Origin of the sequence: Cognatundibacterium luofuense, assembly GCF_018139685.1 — a bacterium.
GTDB classification, from domain to species: domain Bacteria; phylum Pseudomonadota; class Gammaproteobacteria; order Burkholderiales; family Burkholderiaceae_D; genus Undibacterium; species Undibacterium luofuense.
Genome location: NZ_JAGSPN010000008.1, coordinates 14,892 through 31,910, shown reverse-complemented (window position 1 = coordinate 31,910; position 17,019 = coordinate 14,892). Strand labels below are relative to the sequence as shown.

Genomic DNA, 17,019 nt, shown 5'->3' with positions numbered 1-17,019 from the left:
AACTCAGGCGTCTTCTGCCGCGATGCGGACACAATTGCCTTCAACAGTCATTCTTCCCTCAATAAACTGCCGTACGGAGCGCGGGTAGATCAGGTGTTCCTGCACCAGAACCCGCTGCGCCAGCATATCTTCATCATCACCATCCAGCACCGGCACCACTGCCTGTGCCACGATAGGACCGTGATCCAGCTCTGCCGTCACAAAGTGTACAGTTGCGCCATGCACTTTGACACCGGCTTCCAGCGCCTGCTGATGGGTATGCAAGCCGACAAACGACGGCAGCAGAGACGGATGGATATTCAGCATGCGGTTTTCGTAATGCGCAGTAAATGCCGGTGTCAGAATACGCATAAAACCGGCCAGTACCACCAGATCCGGTGAAAAAGCATCGATTTGCCGCTGCAACTCGGCATCGTAGGCTTCACGGCTGGCCGCACCCTTGCTAGGGACGACGATCGCCGGGATCTGATGTTGTTCCGCAAAAGCAAGACCTGCTGCATCGGCTTTATTGCTGATCACAGCAGCAATACGGGCTGGCCATTGCTCTTGCTGACAGGCTTTGACGATGGCCTGCATGTTACTGCCACGGCCGGAAATGAGGATGACGATATTTTTCATCCCGCCATTTTACCGTTGACCGCGTCGTTTCCCAAATCGGGACGGATTATGTACTTTGTGACAAGCCGAAAAAGCGCAGTACTTCCTCGCGCCGGTCACGGGTATCTTTCTTGCCGAGCGCGATTAATTCGCGGGTATAACTGGATTCAAACAACAGATACGAAGCCAGCGCCGAACCACGTACCTCTGTCGCACCAATGCCGCCCAGCATGGTTTTGACCGGTAACGGCAGGTTATGTACATGACGTGCTGCGATTTCATCCAGCCGTTCTGACGGTGCAATCACCAGTACATCCACAGGACGCAACGGCGTCGACGCCAGCAGCTCCGGCGGCAACAACGACAAGGTTTTATTAATCCGCATCAGACGTTCGATATCCACCGCCAGACTGTCCAGAAAAATGCTGGACATCGCGTGGCCCGCGATTTGCGCCAGACTCGGATACTGCGGCGTTTCGGTGCTGACGCGCGGCGGCTCGGTCAGCCTGCCTGCGCCGATCACCAAAACGCGGCTCGCACCCAGGTGAATCGCAGGGGAAATCGGTGCCAGCTGCCGCATAGAACCATCACCGCAAAACTGCAATTGCCCTTCCCAGTTCAGCGCCACAGCCGGAAACACAAACGGGATCGCGGAAGACGCCATCAAATGCCGCACCGAAATAAAATCCCGTTGTGCTACACGCTGCGTGCGCACCCAGGGTTCAACCGGCATTTCTGTCTGATAAAAGGTCAGATGCTGACCTGCGGAATATGACGATGCGGTCACCGCCAGCGCCTTTAGCTGACCATTCATCAGCACACTGTCGAGGCGGCTGAAATCCAGCATTTTTTCCAGCAAGGCTTCGAGCGGGGAATTGTCGAGCAGAGAATTTGGTGGTGAGCGCCGCCATTTATTCAGCAGCCAGCCAAACGACCACAGCGTCAGCCAGCGTGCGCCGGAACGGATCACGCCCAGCGAGTCAGCACGATAGACCTGCCCTGCCTGAAAATTGGCCCAGACTTTGACAATCTTGCGCACCGAATCATGAAAATCATCGGCACGGCATGCCAGTGCAGTGGCGTTAATAGCGCCAGCAGACGTACCGCAAATAATGCCGAAAGGATTGGTTTGCCGGGCCACGCCGGCTTCTTGCAGTATCAGTCTGACTTCGTCCAGCACACCGACCTGATAGGCGGCACGGGCGCCGCCACCGGTCAGTATCAGCCCTGTCTGCGCAGGATCATGCATAGTTCACTCCGGTATCGAGGCCTTCAGCCTCATGCTGACCAGTGTAACGGCGGCAGACGCTGAAGTCATGCCGCACTGCAGGATGCGTGCAAACCGGGCCTGGTTGCTGTTGTTATTTCGGTTGCATACGGATTGCGCCATCCAGACGGATGGTTTCGCCGTTCAGCATAACGTTTTCAATAATCGATTTTGCCAGATGCGCATATTCTGCCGGTTTGCCGAGGCGTGGCGGGAACGGTACCATTTTACCCAGTGCATCCTGGACTTCCTGTGGCATACCCAGCAGCAACGGTGTTTCGAAAATGCCCGGCGCAATCGTCATCACACGAATACCGTTACGTGACAAATCACGTGCCATCGGCAGAGTCATACCGGCGACAGCTGCTTTCGACGATGCATAGGCTGCCTGACCGATCTGACCGTCAAATGCAGCCACCGATGCAGTATTGATCATCACACCGCGCTCGCCGTGTTCTGCGGCTTCGGTTTTGCTCATCGCATCCGCTGCCAGACGGCACATATTGAAGGTACCAACCAGATTGATATTGATGACGCGCTGGAACACATCCAGTGCGTGCGGGCCGTCTTTACCGACGGTTTTCATTGCAGGAGCCACACCGGCGCAGTTGATCAGACCGCGCAGTGTACCGGCGGCTGTCGCTGCCTCCACCACGGCTTTGCCGTCCGCTTCTGACGTTACATCACAACGCACAAACACACCATTTAATTCTGCTGCCAGCGCTTTACCGGCTTCGTCCTGCACGTCAGCGATAATGACTTTGGCACCGTTTTCAGCCAGCAAACGCGCTGTCGCTGCGCCCAGACCGGATGCACCGCCGGTAATGATGAATACGTTATTTTGAATTTGCATAGTTGTCTCTCTGCGTTATGGGTGAACAATCGATGAACGAACGAACATTAAAAACACGCTGCACAATGTAAGCATTGCGATGACGCTGTGATGCTATTACGTTTACGTAAACGTTATATCAGTATTGTACTCATAAACCTGCGATAACTGATTTACCGAATCGCAGCAAACCTACAAAAAACCGGCTTTACGCTACCGGTGAACATGCTTTCGGTACATCCGGCAACACGCCCCGCATCCGCCTTCACCGATCCTGCGCTGCAAGGCAATACAGACGACTCAGCACCGCGCCAGTCAGCATCAATTATGCAAAGTTCGTCATCAGCTATTTTGCGAGGCCCGGACTTTCTGCCGACGACAGCCGGATCACTGTGCTGAACTCCGCATTTCGGTGCATTCCGGCTCATTTCAGGCATTTCGGGCACATTCGGATCGTCGCCACAGACTTGCAGCAATACGGATGACGTCATCGCTGCTCTGCAGTGCGCAGCAGCATCAGCGCACATCAGAAGCGGATTCGGCCGGATTTGAACGGATTCGGTCTGAGACACAGGATGCTGAGATCCTGAAATCAACAGGCATAAAAAAAACCGCCTCCGGAACGGGAAGCGGTTTTTTGTCTGGTAAGGCTCAGCTTACCGGATGGTAAACGCAGGCGTTTAGTCTGCCAGCGCAGCGAATGCTGCATCGCGCACAGCTTCAACAGCACCGATACCAGCGATTTTGCGGTATTTCGGCGCGCCCGGCTGACCGGATTTCGCCCAGTCACCGTAGTAAGACACCAGCACTTCCGTTTGCTCGTGGTAAACGGTCAGGCGTTTTTTGACGGTTTCTTCTTTATCGTCATCACGCTGGATCAGGTCTTCACCGGTTTCATCGTCTTTACCTTCGACTTTTGGCGGATTGTATTTGACGTGATAGGTACGACCGGATGGCAAGTGAACACGGCGGCCACTCATACGGTCAACAATCGCTTCGTCCGGCACATCGATTTCCAGAACGTAATCGATTTGTACGCCGGCTTCTTTCATTGCATCTGCCTGACGGGTTGTGCGCGGGAAACCATCGAACAGGTAACCGTTTTTGCAGTCATCGTGCTGCAGACGGTCTTTGACCAGACCGATGATGATGTCGTCAGAAACCAGACCGCCGGCATCCATCACTTTTTTCGCTTCGATACCCAGAGGCGTACCGGCTTTCACCGCTGCACGCAGCATATCGCCGGTAGAAATCTGAGGAATATTGAATTTTTCTTTGATGTAATTAGCTTGGGTGCCCTTACCGGCGCCTGGCGCTCCCAATAAAATAAGACGCATAATAGTTCCTAAGACGAGTTAAATTAAATTCTTGTTCAGCGCAGAAAAACACCACCGGGACCATACCACCGGCGGCGCAGGCTGCAATAACGCGACAGCACTTCCTGAATATCACACAAACTTTTCACCAAACTTACCACAAGTTTGGCGATTCTTGATGATTTGCCATGAAAATCTGTGCAGTTCGCGCTTATTTTTGCAAATTCCGGTAAATTTCGCGCACTTTTTCCAGATCCGCTGGTGTGTCCACACCGGGTGCCGGACTGTCTTCGGTGACATGCACGGCAATCGCGTAACCATTCCACAGCACACGCAACTGTTCCAGTGATTCAATCTGTTCCAGCGGCGACAAAGGCAGCGCAGGATACTGTTGCAGGAAATCATTGCGGTACGCATAGATGCCGATATGACGCAACGCCGGATAATTTTCCGGCACTTGTTGTGCGCCATGCGCAAACGCGTCACGGTGCCATGGGATCGTTGCACGGGAAAAATACAATGCCCGCTGCTGACGATCCAGTACCACTTTCACCACATTCGGATTAAATATGTCGTCAGCGCTGTGAATATCGTGCGCTGCGGTCGCCATCGGCACATCGGCACTGATGCGCTCAGCACAGGCTGCGATCAGCGCCGGATCAATCAGCGGTTCATCGCCCTGCACATTCACGATCACCGCATCCGCCGGCAAACCCAGCGCATGTGCGACTTCCGCAATTCGGTCGGTACCGGAAGGATGATCGGCACGGGTCAGCATCACTTCTATGCCGTGCTGCTCGCAGGCTGCCACGATGCTGGCATGATCAGTCGCCACCACGACGCGCGATGCGCCGGACGCTTTTGCGCGTTCTGCCGTGCGTACCACCATCGGTTTACCGCAGATATCCGCCAGCGGCTTGTCAGGCAAACGGGTGGATGCCAGCCTTGCCGGCACAATCGCGATGAAACCTGCCGCACTCATGCGCGGCTTTCCGCTTCTTCTGCAGTCAGAGTACGGGCCTGATCAGCCCACATAATCGGGATATCATCACGAATCGGAAATGCCAGACGGTCTGCATAGCAAACCAGTTCTTTTTTCGCTTTGTGATGGGTTAACGGGCCTTTGCACAATGGGCAAACCAGATTATCAAGCAGACGGGCTTCCACGCTGTTTCTCCGAAATCATTTGAGTCAGGCCGGCAAGGAAAGACGGCGTCAGTTGCGCCTCAACAGGCACAACCCAGATACGCCGGTCATTCTTCAGTGCCGGAATTTGCAGGCATTTTACTGCATCCTTCTCTGTGATCAGTATGGTTTGACTGTCACAGGACTGAAAATCTGTCGCTGAGAATTGATAATGATCAGCGAAAGGCATGGTCTGCGGCTGTATGCCTGCACTGCGCAGCGTCTGAAAAAATCGTTCCGGATGCCCGATGCCGGCGGCGGCGGTCACCGTTTCTGCTGCAAACGAGGACAAAGCACGCTGTTGCGCAGGATCAGATAACTGCCAGCAATCAGCGGTTTGTAATTGCATACGCACCAGATTCTGTGCATCCGTTACTCCCGGCACTTGCTGCGCTGCCACAGAAAGCGGCGCATTCAGTATCGTGAAATCACGACGGCGATCCGGCAACTCGCGCAGCGGACCCGCAGGCAGCAACAGGCCATTTCCGGTGCCGCGCTGATCGAATAACACCAGCTCAATATCACGGGATAACCGGTAATGCTGCAAACCGTCATCGGCGATCAGCACATCAGTTTCCGGATAGGCCTGCAACAACGCCTGCGCAGCTTGCGTGCGCTCACGTCCGACAAATACCGGTACGCCGGTATGCCAGTGAATCAACCAGGGCTCATCGCCGCTCTGCGTGACAGCTGTGCTTTCACGAACTTCAGACACGCTTGAAGCCTGAGCACCGTAACCACGCGAAATCACACCGGGGCGCATGCCCTGCGCCTGTAAATGACGCACAATCGCGATCACCAGCGGCGTTTTTCCGGTTCCGCCAACAAACAAATTACCTGCCACCACAACCGGTACTGCGAGCTTTACTGCCTGCGCAGATTCCTGCTGCCGGCGACGTCTGGCAATGCTGCCGTACAGCGCACTCAGCGGACGCATCAGCCATGACCACCAACCGCGCTGCTGCCATTGACGGTGCAGAAATGATTCTAAGGATAAGCGCATAGTTCAAAAGAAAGAGGGAGCCACCGGCTCCCTGCATCACGGAAAATTCCGCACTCCGGCCAACGGCGACAATGTCGCCGCTGCCTTAATTTTTATTACCGGTCTGCGCTGCAAATGTGACTTTCGCCATCCCTGCAATCCGCGCTGCTTCCAGTACATCAATCACTGACTGATGGGTTGCCGCTTTATCCGCATTGATAATAATCACCGGATCCACCGCTGCACCGGATTGCTGCTTGCCGATCTCAGCAGCTGCTTTTTTCAGATCTTCTGCCAGCGTTTGTGTATCGATAAACGACACTGCCTGCGTGTTGATCTTGTAACGGCCCTGCGCATCGATCCCGATTTCAATTTGCTGCGGTTTATCCTGCGCTTTTTCCGCATCCGCGGTCGGCAGGGTAATCTGCAGTTCGGTAAAGCGGCTGTAAGTGGTGGTCACCATCAGAAAGATCAGGATCACCAGCAGCACGTCAATGAACGGGATCAGGTTGATTTCCGGCTCTTCCCGCCCTCTTCCTTTACGAAAATTCATGCTTATTTCCTGGCGCTGTGAACCACGTCAACGAATTTCACCGCCTGCTGTTCCATTTCCACGACCAGACCATCAACCAGTGCACGGAAATGACGATAAGCGACCAGCGTCGGCATCGCAATCAGCAAACCGAAACCGGTGTTGTACAGTGCGACAGAAATACCGTGCGCCAGTTGTGCCGGATTCGCACCGGTTGCGGTCTGGGAACCAAAAATTTCAATCATACCGACGATCGTACCGAACAAACCCATCAGCGGTGCCAGTGAAGCAATCGTACCCAGCGTGGTCAGGAACCGTTCCAGCTGGTGCGCAACACCGCTACCCGCTTCTTCAATCGATTCTTTCATGACTTCACGCGGCGCGTTTACGTTGCGCAAGCCGGCAGCCAGTACACGTCCCAGCGGAGAATTTTCAGATAACTGACGAATCACTTCCGGCGTCGCTTTACCGCTCTGGTGTACGCGAATCACTTCATCCAGCAGCGTGGAAGGCAGAATTTTGCTGGCGCGCAGGGAAACCGTGCGCTCGACAATCAGCGCCAGCGCAATAATTGATGCCAGCAGCAGGAAATACATTGGCCAGCCAGCGGCCTGAAATATAGCTAACAAAGCAACTCCTTTAAACAATGAAATGAACAGCTGCCCGCAGCAGTGCTGCTCAGTAAGGCAAATCTTGTGCAGCACGCAATGTAACGTGTTCGCCCATCAGCGGCAAGTGCCGGACGACACAGGGCGCAACAACTTTATCCCCTGACAAACGCGGATTTACACAATTTCTGTGTGAAAGCTTGTGGACAAGCCACTGAGATCTCTGCAAGTCATTGATTTGTAATAAAAAACTTGTTTCGCCTAATTTTTAAGCAGCCAAATCCTGATGCGCATCCGCACGGCACTTCTTCACAATTGAAAAAAGCCACCTGCGGTTCTGCACACTTTTTGTGGACAAACATGTGAAAAGTCATGGATTAGTAAGCTAAGTAGCTGATTTTAAAATGATTTATATCAATGATTAAATTTTAGGCAAAGCGGCTTTTTTCTGGTATTCAGGCCATTTCAAGGCTATCCGGACAAAATTAAGGGACCGGCGCCAGACTGTTCACAATTTTTGTGGAAAAGTATGTGCAAAGTCCGGAAAATACCTCCTAAGTCACTGATTTTAAAATACAAACTATTTATGCCCAAAAAATAGGCAAACAGCGATATCGGTACATTTTTGGTGGCATTCCGGTTCAGTCAGACAACGCCGACACCCTGCTGGTTTGCAGGCTCTGTGGATTTTGCACAAAATTTGTGGAAAACCATGTGCAAAATCGTAGCATTTGTCGGTAAGTGACTGATTTTTATCAACTAATTTGATCTGACCATTTTTTAAGCAGCTGATCAGGCAGCTTGCGCAACCGTTTGCCCTGAATAAGTCCGCCCGCTTTTCACATTTTTTGTGGAAAAGGCTGTGCAGAGTGGCAGGCAAACATCGCTAAGCCAATGAATTGAAACAGTATTTTATGATTGCTCAAAAAACAGGCAGCATGCTGCGGTGTACCAATGCAAAAAGATATCCCCAAGTTGCCCACATTTTCTGTGGATAAGCTTGTGCAAAAGCCTGCGCAGCCCCCTGAATGTCATTGATTTGTAAGGATATTTTCAGGATGCACAAACATTTTGCAAAGTGAAAATCCCGAATAATCAATCACTTAGCGCAGCAGTTTTCATTCACTTTGACAAGCCCCCGCCTGAATGCGATGCTTACCGCATGTTTGCTGCTTGTGGAAAGCTTTTTGCCTGAAAACCCGCATGAATACTGAGTCTCCCGTTTTAAACCGCGCTGCGATGCCGTCTGTGATGTCGGTTTCCGCACTGAACAATGTTGTCGCCCAGATGCTGGAGCGGCAGATTCCCTTGCTGTGGGTCAGCGGCGAAATATCCAACTTTACCCGCGCCGCGTCCGGTCACTGGTATTTCACGCTGAAAGATGCCGGCGCACAGGTCAGAGCCGTGATGTTCCGCGGACGCGCGATGTATGCAGAGTTTCAGCCGCGTGAAGGCGATAAGGTGGAAGTGCGTGCGACCGTCGGCCTGTATGCGCCGCGCGGCGATTACCAGCTGACGGTGGAAGCGATACGCCGTGCCGGTGTCGGCCATCTGTACGAATCTTTTCTGCGCATCAAAGCCACACTGGAAGCCGAGGGTTTGCTGGCCGCCGAACGTAAGCGCCCGCTCCCGCCGTTTGTAAAGCGTATCGGGCTGATTACCAGCCCACAGGCCGCTGCTTTGCGCGATGTGCTGACCACCCTGAAACGCCGCCTGCCACATGCTGAAGTCATTCTGTATCCGGCGCCGGTACAGGGCGAAGGCGCGGCGGCAAAGCTGGCACTAGCCTTATCCACCGCCAATGACCGTGCCGAATGTGATTTACTGATCCTGTGCCGTGGCGGTGGCAGCATAGAAGATTTGTGGGCATTCAATGATGAAATGCTGGCACGCACGATTGCGCACAGCGATATTCCTGTCATCAGTGGCGTCGGGCATGAAACGGATTTCACGATTGCCGATTTCGTCGCCGACTTACGCGCACCGACGCCGACTGCGGCCGCTGAACTGGCAGGACTGCCATGTGAGCACTGGCTGACGCAATTACGACAAGCACGGGAAACGCTGCAGCGCAGCTGGCAACGCCGCTTTGAGCAGCGCCAACAAAGTCTGGATTATCTGAGCCGGCGCCTGATCAGCCCACAGGCGGCGATTCGTCAGCAGCAACAGACGCTGGCGCAATGGCAAAACCGGCTGAAGCAAGTCTGGCAATACCGGCAGAGTCAGCGTCAGCAGGCACTTACATTGCTGCAACAACGCTGGCGCACTAAGCGTCCGGATACCCGCCAGTCCGGCCTGCAACTGCAGCAATTACAGCAACGCTGGCAAATGGCGCAGCAACAGCAATACAACGCCAGCCTGAGCAGGCTGCAACAATTGCAGGCGCAGCTCGAAGCACTGAATCCGCAGCGCACGCTGGAACGCGGTTACGCCATTTTGCGCGATCAGCAGGGGCGCATTCTGCGCTCGCCCGCCGCCCTGAAACCGCATCAGGCCTATCACATTCAGCTGGCGGAAGGCAGCGCGACGGCAGAGCTGGCATCGGTACAAGCGACGCTGGAATGATGCCGTCGGTAACACGCGGCTGAAAGCAAGTTAAAACCAGGCAAAAACAGCGGAAAAAATCGGTAAATGCGCAATTCCGCACACCAACCTGCCGCTCCACGGCAGAAACGCTGGCGATATCCCTAAGCCGCATGCGGATTTCTGCTGCAAAGGCTGCAAGCTTTGCGCGAAACGCTTACAATGCGGTCTTTGCCGTTATACCGACGGAAACCACTGTTAATTTAAAGGACGCAACATGGAACATACCTTACCGGCATTGCCCTATGCACTGGACGCTCTGGCGCCACACATCTCTCAAGAAACACTGGAATTCCACTACGGTAAACATCACCAGACTTATGTGACCAACCTGAATAACCTGATCAAAGGTACAGAGTTTGAGTCCCTGTCTCTGGAAGAAATCGTTAAAAAATCCTCCGGCGGCGTATTCAACAACGCAGCGCAAATCTGGAACCACACTTTCTACTGGCACAGCCTGACACCAAACGGTGGCGGTCAGCCAACCGGCGCGCTGGCAGATGCGATCAACGCAAAATGGGGTTCTTTCGATGCATTCAAAGAAGCGTTCACTAAATCCGCAGTGGGTAACTTCGGTTCCTCCTGGACATGGCTGGTGAAAAAAGCAGACGGCACACTGGATATCGTCAACACATCCAACGCTGCAACACCGCTGACTACGGAAGACAAACCATTGCTGACCTGCGATCTGTGGGAACACGCTTACTACATCGACTACCGCAATGTACGTCCTAAGTATCTGGAAGCATTCTGGGCACTGACCAACTGGGAATTCGCAGCGAAAAACTTCGCGTAATTTCTGCGCTCCTCAACTGTGCAGGCGAAACAAACTGCACAGTATGAAAAAACCCGCAACTGTACTGGCAGTGCGGGTTTTTTGCATTCTGACAGACAAAAGCGCATGGGATAATCCGGTTTAATCCTGCGCAAGACTGCAAAAAGCTGCAAGCTTGCCAGCATCAGGCATCCCGTCCGATGTGACGGATGCAAACCCGCCAAACCAACGACATCACATCATGCCAGCCAGCCGCCTGATCCGCTATTTCCCCGCGATTTTTATCTTCATCTGGGCTTCCGGCTATGTCGTTGCCAAATTCGGCCTGCCATATGCAGAACCGCTGACCTTTTTATGTCTGCGCTACAGCGGCGTGGTGCTGATGATGATGCTGTTCGCGATCTTCATGCATGCACCGTGGCCGTCAAAAAAGCAGGTCTTACCGATCGCAGTGGCCGGCATACTGATGCAGGCCGGTTATCTGGGCGGCATCTGGTGCGCAGTCAAACTCGGTATGCCAGCCGGTGTGGCAGCGCTGATTGCGAATATCCAGCCGATTCTGACCGCAGTGGCCGGTCCGCTGATCGGCGAAAGGGTACGCGGCAAACAATGGTTCGGTCTGGCACTCGGTATCAGCGGCGTGGCTTTAGTCGTATCAAATAAAATTTCCGCCATTGGCTTATCCGGTGCCAGTATTGCGCTGGCGGTAATGGCCTTGTTTTCCATGACCACCGGCACGCTGTACCAGAAACGCTTTTGCCCGGCGGTGGATGTGCGCACCGGTCAGGTCATTCAGTTCGCCGCTTCGCTGCTGGTCACACTGCCGTTTGCACTGATGCTGGAAACCCAGACGATACAATACACAGCGCGCTTTTTCATTGCGATGGCATGGTCTGTGCTGGTGTTATCCGGCATCGGCATTTCCGTATTATTTGTCATGATACGTCACGGCGAAGCCACCAAAGTCACCAGCTATATGTACTTAGTCCCCGCTGTCACCGCACTGATGGCATGGCTGATGTTCGGTGAAAGCTTCACATTAACTGCTGCAACTGGCATGCTGATTGCACTGGCCGGTGTGGCACTGGTGGTGCGGCCATCACGCTGATCGCTGCGCTCTGTCCGGCACACATCCCGCAAAGCCGCTGAATACACAATGTTCATCGGCTTGCCGGTACTTACAGCAAATTTTCTAGGTTTCTCCACCCTATTCCTGTGACTGCGGAACTGCTGTGCATAAATCCGGTCTATTCCAGCCTGTTTATGCAAGATTTCACGCCTGCGCAGCGAATGTGTGGCGTGAGGCTTTTTTCTCACCGGGGATTTCCACTATGACACCAAAATATCTGACCCTGAGCGTGGCACTGGCGTGTGCATTGTTCAGTACTGCACCTGCTATGGTGCATGCCGATACCGCACCGGCGGCGCAGTCTGTCGGCAGCGATCTGACGCTGGAACAGTTGTTCCGTGCCAAGAGCTATGCCGGCCAGTCGGCGCGTAATATCAACTTCAGCCATGATGGCCGTTATCTGGCATACATGTGGAATCCGTTTGGCGAAACCGGTTCGGATTTATATCTGTACGATACGCAGACCGGCGAAACCCGCCGCATTACCTCGCCTGCGCTGATGCGCAGCTACGATGCGCCGGAAGTCTGGGATCGTTTCGATAAAAAACTGGTGCAACGCGATAAAGAAGAAGCGGAACGTCAGGCAAAAGCAGAAGCACAGGCTGCGTATCTGCGCGGCGAAAATGTGAATCTGTTTCAGTGGGAAGAAGCCGCCATTGCTGAACTGAAAAAAGAACTGGCCGAGAAAAAAGCCAAAGAAGCAGCCAAGAAAGCGGAAGAAAAAGCAGCTGCCAAAGATGATAAAGCCACTGATGAAAAAGCCGGTGATAAGCCAGCAGAAAAGAAAGCAGACAAAGCTGAAAAAGAAAAAGAGCTGTGGGAATTGCGCGATGAACTGAAAAAGAAAATCGCAAAAAACAAATTAAAAGCCGGTGATTTGTATCCGGGCGCGGAAACCTATGTCTGGGCGAATAAAAAGAGCGAACTGATTTTCCAGTACCGTGGTGATCTGTTCCGCCTGCAGGCATCGTCCGGCAAAATCGAGCGTTTAACGCAAACCGATAAAGCAGAACGTATCGCTGCGTATCAGGCAGATGATAAAGGGTATATTTATATGGATGACAAACGTCTGTACAGTGCAGCGTTTGATTCCAGTGTGATTCGTCAGCTGAATCCGGAACTGATTTTCGGTGATGATGCAGAGAAAAAATACCGCATCAGCTCAACCACGCTGACCGAAGATAAAAAATGGATGGCGATTGTTGCCGAAGCACCGGATGTTGATCCGGAAACCGGCAAACCACGTCCTGCGTCTGAGCGTCAGGTCGAAATCATGAATTACAACGACCGCTTTGCCACGGCGAAAAAAGTGCCGCGTGAAGTGTCGGATGACAAACGCAAAATTCTGGCCAGCGCGCTTTATATCCGCCGCACCGGCGACACCAGCAGCCGTCAGCCTGAACCGGTCTTCACCAATGCCGGTGGTGATGTCTGGTTTGAAATGAGTGATGTGAGCTGGGCCAAAGATGGCAGCCGCTACACTTTCTCGACCTGGGAACGTGAAAAAGATGTGCTGCGCATTTATGTTGGTAATGCCGATGAAAAAGCGAAACCGAAAATGGTGTTCGAGCGCAAAGGCAATGTCGGTCACGAAGTCGTGAATGTGATTCGTCCGCACTTCACACCGGATGGCAAACAACTGATCGCGGTGCTGGATGAGCAAGGTTATCGTCAGCCGTACACCATTGACATCGCGAATGGCAAAGCCAGTGCGGTACTGAAAGGTGATTTCGAAGCGCATCAGGTACTGGGTTACACACCGGACAGCAAAACCATGTTTGTCCTGGCGAACAAAGATGATTTCGCTGCGATGAATGTGTACAAAGTGCAGCTGGCAAATGGTGAAATGCAGGCGATTGGTCAGAGCGGTGAATTTCACCGTGCATCGGATGTCAGCTATCAGGGCGACAAACTGGCCAGCGTCAGCGGTAACTGGAGTAACCGCCCTGAGCTGAAGTTCACCGACATCAGCAGCCACAAAACCCGTAGCCTGACCAGCAGCCATGATCCGAAATGGAAAGAGGTAGCGCCTCTGACACCGGAGCGTTTCAGCTTCACGAACCGTCACGGCGATCAGGTTCAGGCTTTTGTGTTCAAACCAAAAGACTGGACACCGCAAGACCAGCGCGCAGCGGTGGTCTATACCTATGGCGGTCCGCTGAATGACCGTCATATCGTGGAAGTGGACAGCTTCCAGCCGACCGCGCATTTATTTGGCATGTATATGGCGGCGAAACACGGTTATGTAACCGTGGCAGTAGATCCGCGTGGTCACTCCAACTATGGCCGTAAGTTCAGCGATGCGAACTGGGAACAGGCAGGCAAACCGCAAACCGAAGATCTGGAAGATCTGGTTAAGTACATGACGAAAAACTTCGGCGTGGATAGCAAGCGTATCGGCCTGACTGGCTGGAGCTTCGGCGGCTTCCAGACCCAGTACACGATGTACACCAGCCCTGACGTTTTCGCTGCCGGTATTGCCGGTGCCGGTCCGACTGAATGGGAAAACTACAATAGCTGGTACAGCGGCCGCACCATCGGCAAAACTGAACGCAGCAAACCGAATCTGCGCAAGTATTCGCTGCTGCCACTGACCGCCGGTCTGAAAAAACCGCTGATGCTGGTACACGGTATGCAAGACCCGAACGTGCTGTATCAGGACACCGTGAATGTGTACCGCGCCCTGCTGGAAAACGGTAAGGAAGCGCTGGTGGATCTGTTCCTCGATCCGGATGGTGAGCATGGCTTGGGCGGTGCAGTGAAGACTAAAGCATGGCACAAGAAGTACGAAGCCTTCTTCCTGCAGCATCTGGGTGAAGGCAAGCGCTGATATCGTGAAGCGCTGATGTCTGCATGACCGCTGCATGATCTCTGCATGATCTCTGTCTCAGCGCAGCGGTTTGTATTACTGAAAAGCCATCCGGCCTTAAACCGGATGGCTTTTTTATTCCCTGTAATCACCCGCAATCAGGCTGAATCAGGATGTCAATCCGGAGTGCTTAGCATTCCACACTATGCAGCTATCCGCATCGGGCATTCACGGAGGCCCGGACTTTCTGCCGACGACCGCCGGATCGCTATGCAAAAATCCGCATTTGAGGCATTTTTCGGGCTTTTCCGGCGTTTTCAGACTGTCAGCCAGCTCAGATCACCCAGCGCCAGCCACGACGACGCATCCAGACTGCCAGCGCGGCAAAGCAGGCTGTGAACGCCGCCGCATACAGGGCGGAACAGAATGCCGGCCCAAGCACCGTCCACGGGCCGGACAAGATCAGATGCCGGTACAGCCACTGATCGGCTGCGAAAAAGCTCAGCACACAGGTTGCCACCCACGCCCCAGCGTAAATCACTATCGCATTGATACCGAGACTGGTACCAAACGCCGGTAAGCGACACAGGCTGACAGCGGCCTGCAACACAAGCAGGATCGCGAGGCTGATACCGGTCGTCCACAGCGCAAAAGATGGCGTCCACAAATGCTTGTTCAGCGGCAGCCAGAAGCTGAACAGCCACCCGCTCAGCATCAGCGTCAAAGCCAGCGCACCCAGCCAGCCCCAGCGCCGTGTGCGTAAAGGTGTGGCGATCAGCACACCCAGCATGACGCTGATCAGCGCACCGGCCAGCGAACCCAGACCTTCCGGATCACCACCTGCACTCCCGTTTTCCGGCGGCATCGCCCAGTGACCAAACACCGCGATATCCAGCTGATCTGCCACATTCTGTCCCGGCAGCAGGGAAGCGCCGGATAACAGCCATGCTGTATATACCCCCCCTACTACCAGCACCGACGCCCAGCGTTTCTGCGGGGTTTGCACATATACCCCCCATACCGATACCAGCAAAAAGCAAAGACCGATACGCTGCAGCACACCGGGCAAACGGAAGGCGCGGCCATCGATCAGCCACATTGCGATCAGATGCAGGACCACACCCAGTACCATCAGCCGCAGGCTGCGCCGGATTGCAGCCTGCAATACGCCGGGACGTGGCGCAGCTTCCGGCTGACAGACAGACAAACCAAGGCCGATGCCGGTCAGCACCAGAAAGCAGGGGAAAATCAGATCGGCTGGCTGGCAACCATGCCATGCCGCGTGTTCCAGCCACGGACTGACATGCGACCAGTCACCGGCATTGTTCACCATCAGCATTGCCGCCACTGCCAGACCACGCAACATATCCACCGCCGCCACACGGCCGCCTTTTACCTGATTCGTCATCGCCTGCTTTCCCTGAAATGTATCCTGCATATAGATTCCAGCTGGCATTGTAAGTGGAACTTGACTGGATTTTGACTGGTATTCAAACATGCGTTGTCCGTAACCTGCACTTCAGGGGGATGCAATGCAGGTCATAACACGGCTGGTCTGACTGCGCAGCAAAGCCCATCCACGGCAAAAATCCGGCATCGGCGATTTTCCGGATTTTTTACCGCTGCATTCCGGATCACGTCCATGCATAATGCATTTCGTTGTCGCTGATTCGCTGTAGCACAGTCGCTATCGTCAGTCCGGCTCGGTAAAAGGAATTCATCATGTTGCATAACATCTCTCAGTTTTTGTACTCCATCGGCCGTCAGTACGGCCAGCAGGGTCGCCGCGTACTGGACCGCTTCACTGCTGGTTTATCACGCACCCCGCTGCCACGGGTACTGATCGTGCTGGCTGCGATTGCGCTGGTGCTGAGTCTGCTGCCCTTCATACTGATGCTGATACTGGCTGCGATGCTGTTCCGTCTCAGCCTGCATCTGATGGGAATACGCCGTATGCAGGAAGCGCGCGTGCAGCCACAGCAACGCCCGTCCGCTTATGAAGCGTATGACGCTCAGACAGGTCAGCAGGACAGACTGCGCTGGCGCGACCAGCAGCACTGATTTCCAGCGACTACCCGGTTTCTCACTGTAAGTTCCGTTCGCCGCCGCACTCCCCTGCTGCGGCGTTTTTTTGTTCAGATGGTCTCAGAGCTTGCATACCAGTTGCAGGATACTGACATTTCACAGCCATCCCCGTGCAGCGGCGCAAGGTCAAATCTGCCGCATCACCATACTCCCGAATCTGCATAAACCCTTATTTTTTCGGTACTGCGCTGATACAGACCAGCCACTGATTTTTATGGAATTCCGCAAAGTGGACACAGAGTGGCATTTAACTTTCAAAACCAGTTGACCGCCACCATGCACGGCGTTATGGTTGCCGCTACATGAAAACGGCACAGCC

At 53.8% G+C, this 17,019-nt stretch carries 15 protein-coding genes; 5 read left to right on the top strand and 10 right to left on the bottom strand.

Annotation, left to right across the window (positions count from 1 at the left end; translation table 11 throughout):
• Positions 1–3 precede the first annotated feature (3 nt).
• The 9 genes from purN to KDM89_RS11585 all read right to left on the bottom strand — a co-directional run bounded on the left by purN (position 4) and on the right by KDM89_RS11585 (position 7,340).
• Positions 4–618, bottom strand: coding sequence for a phosphoribosylglycinamide formyltransferase (gene purN, locus KDM89_RS11625; protein WP_212688107.1), 615 nt, complete (start codon positions 616–618; stop codon positions 4–6).
• 46 nt (positions 619–664) lie between these two features.
• Positions 665–1,846, bottom strand: a complete 1,182-nt coding sequence (locus KDM89_RS11620) for a patatin-like phospholipase family protein (RefSeq protein ID WP_212688106.1) — start codon at positions 1,844–1,846, stop codon at positions 665–667.
• A gap of 112 nt (positions 1,847–1,958) precedes the next feature.
• Positions 1,959–2,717 (bottom strand): 3-hydroxyacyl-CoA dehydrogenase, encoded by a 759-nt coding sequence (locus tag KDM89_RS11615; RefSeq protein WP_212688105.1) that lies wholly within the window; start codon positions 2,715–2,717, stop codon positions 1,959–1,961.
• Positions 2,718–3,376: 659 nt separating this feature from the next.
• Positions 3,377–4,033: an adenylate kinase gene (gene adk / locus KDM89_RS11610; protein WP_212688104.1), complete on the bottom strand. Its 657-nt coding sequence runs from the start codon at positions 4,031–4,033 to the stop codon at positions 3,377–3,379.
• Positions 4,034–4,223: 190 nt separating this feature from the next.
• Positions 4,224–4,994, bottom strand: a complete 771-nt coding sequence (gene kdsB / locus KDM89_RS11605; protein ID WP_212688103.1) for a 3-deoxy-manno-octulosonate cytidylyltransferase — start codon at positions 4,992–4,994, stop codon at positions 4,224–4,226.
• Entirely contained in the window at positions 4,991–5,179 is a 189-nt protein-coding gene (locus KDM89_RS11600; RefSeq protein ID WP_212688102.1) for a Trm112 family protein, read from the bottom strand. The genes kdsB and KDM89_RS11600 overlap by 4 nt, the downstream gene beginning before the upstream one ends.
• Positions 5,160–6,200, bottom strand: a complete 1,041-nt coding sequence (lpxK, locus tag KDM89_RS11595) for a tetraacyldisaccharide 4'-kinase (protein WP_212688101.1) — start codon at positions 6,198–6,200, stop codon at positions 5,160–5,162. The genes KDM89_RS11600 and lpxK overlap by 20 nt, the downstream gene beginning before the upstream one ends.
• An 85-nt stretch (positions 6,201–6,285) precedes the next feature.
• Entirely contained in the window at positions 6,286–6,732 is a 447-nt protein-coding gene (locus tag KDM89_RS11590; RefSeq protein ID WP_212688100.1) for an ExbD/TolR family protein, read from the bottom strand.
• Positions 6,733–6,734: 2 nt separating this feature from the next.
• Entirely contained in the window at positions 6,735–7,340 is a 606-nt protein-coding gene (locus KDM89_RS11585) for a MotA/TolQ/ExbB proton channel family protein (RefSeq protein WP_189357339.1), read from the bottom strand.
• A 1,182-nt stretch (positions 7,341–8,522) separates the two neighbouring features.
• On the opposite strand from KDM89_RS11585, the gene xseA reads away from it, so the two are divergent.
• The 4 genes from xseA (at position 8,523) to KDM89_RS11565 (ending at position 14,636) form a co-directional block, all read left to right on the top strand.
• Positions 8,523–9,884, top strand: coding sequence for an exodeoxyribonuclease VII large subunit (gene xseA / locus KDM89_RS11580; protein WP_212688099.1), 1,362 nt, complete (start codon positions 8,523–8,525; stop codon positions 9,882–9,884).
• Between the two features lie 235 nt (positions 9,885–10,119).
• Positions 10,120–10,698 carry a superoxide dismutase [Fe] gene (gene sodB / locus KDM89_RS11575; RefSeq protein WP_212688098.1) on the top strand — a complete coding sequence of 193 codons (579 nt, stop codon included), beginning with the start codon at positions 10,120–10,122 and terminating at the stop codon, positions 10,696–10,698.
• Positions 10,699–10,852: 154 nt separating this feature from the next.
• Positions 10,853–11,785 carry a DMT family transporter gene (locus KDM89_RS11570; protein WP_329604656.1) on the top strand — a complete coding sequence of 311 codons (933 nt, stop codon included), beginning with the start codon at positions 10,853–10,855 and terminating at the stop codon, positions 11,783–11,785.
• 223 nt (positions 11,786–12,008) lie between these two features.
• Complete coding sequence (locus tag KDM89_RS11565; protein WP_212688097.1) at positions 12,009–14,636, top strand: S9 family peptidase; 2,628 nt, start codon at positions 12,009–12,011, stop codon at positions 14,634–14,636.
• Between the two features lie 313 nt (positions 14,637–14,949).
• Here the strand turns inward: KDM89_RS11565 and KDM89_RS11560 are convergent, their stop codons facing one another.
• On the bottom strand, positions 14,950–16,053 hold the full coding sequence (locus KDM89_RS11560; RefSeq protein WP_212688096.1) for a heparan-alpha-glucosaminide N-acetyltransferase domain-containing protein: 1,104 nt from the start codon (positions 16,051–16,053) through the stop codon (positions 14,950–14,952).
• A 284-nt stretch (positions 16,054–16,337) separates the two neighbouring features.
• Here KDM89_RS11560 and KDM89_RS11555 point away from each other — a divergent pair, with 284 nt between their 5' ends.
• The gene (locus tag KDM89_RS11555; protein WP_212688095.1) at positions 16,338–16,676 is read left to right on the top strand and encodes a hypothetical protein; all 339 of its coding nucleotides are present in this window, start codon (positions 16,338–16,340) and stop codon (positions 16,674–16,676) included.
• Positions 16,677–17,019 lie beyond the last annotated feature (343 nt).

Bases quoted from the DNA above. Each gene is read 5' to 3' on its own strand.
- purN (WP_212688107.1), bottom strand. From the start codon at position 618: ATGAAAAATATCGTCATCCTCATTTCCGGCCGTGGCAGTAACATGCAG.
- KDM89_RS11565 (WP_212688097.1), top strand. From the start codon at position 12,009: ATGACACCAAAATATCTGACCCTGAGCGTGGCACTGGCGTGTGCATTG.
- KDM89_RS11615 (WP_212688105.1), bottom strand. From the start codon at position 2,717: ATGCAAATTCAAAATAACGTATTCATCATTACCGGCGGTGCATCCGGT.
- KDM89_RS11555 (WP_212688095.1), top strand. From the start codon at position 16,338: ATGTTGCATAACATCTCTCAGTTTTTGTACTCCATCGGCCGTCAGTAC.
- KDM89_RS11590 (WP_212688100.1), bottom strand. From the start codon at position 6,732: ATGAATTTTCGTAAAGGAAGAGGGCGGGAAGAGCCGGAAATCAACCTG.
- lpxK (WP_212688101.1), bottom strand. From the start codon at position 6,200: ATGCGCTTATCCTTAGAATCATTTCTGCACCGTCAATGGCAGCAGCGC.
- xseA (WP_212688099.1), top strand. From the start codon at position 8,523: ATGAATACTGAGTCTCCCGTTTTAAACCGCGCTGCGATGCCGTCTGTG.
- KDM89_RS11560 (WP_212688096.1), bottom strand. From the start codon at position 16,053: ATGCAGGATACATTTCAGGGAAAGCAGGCGATGACGAATCAGGTAAAA.
- adk (WP_212688104.1), bottom strand. From the start codon at position 4,033: ATGCGTCTTATTTTATTGGGAGCGCCAGGCGCCGGTAAGGGCACCCAA.
- kdsB (WP_212688103.1), bottom strand. From the start codon at position 4,994: ATGAGTGCGGCAGGTTTCATCGCGATTGTGCCGGCAAGGCTGGCATCC.
- KDM89_RS11620 (WP_212688106.1), bottom strand. From the start codon at position 1,846: ATGCATGATCCTGCGCAGACAGGGCTGATACTGACCGGTGGCGGCGCC.
- sodB (WP_212688098.1), top strand. From the start codon at position 10,120: ATGGAACATACCTTACCGGCATTGCCCTATGCACTGGACGCTCTGGCG.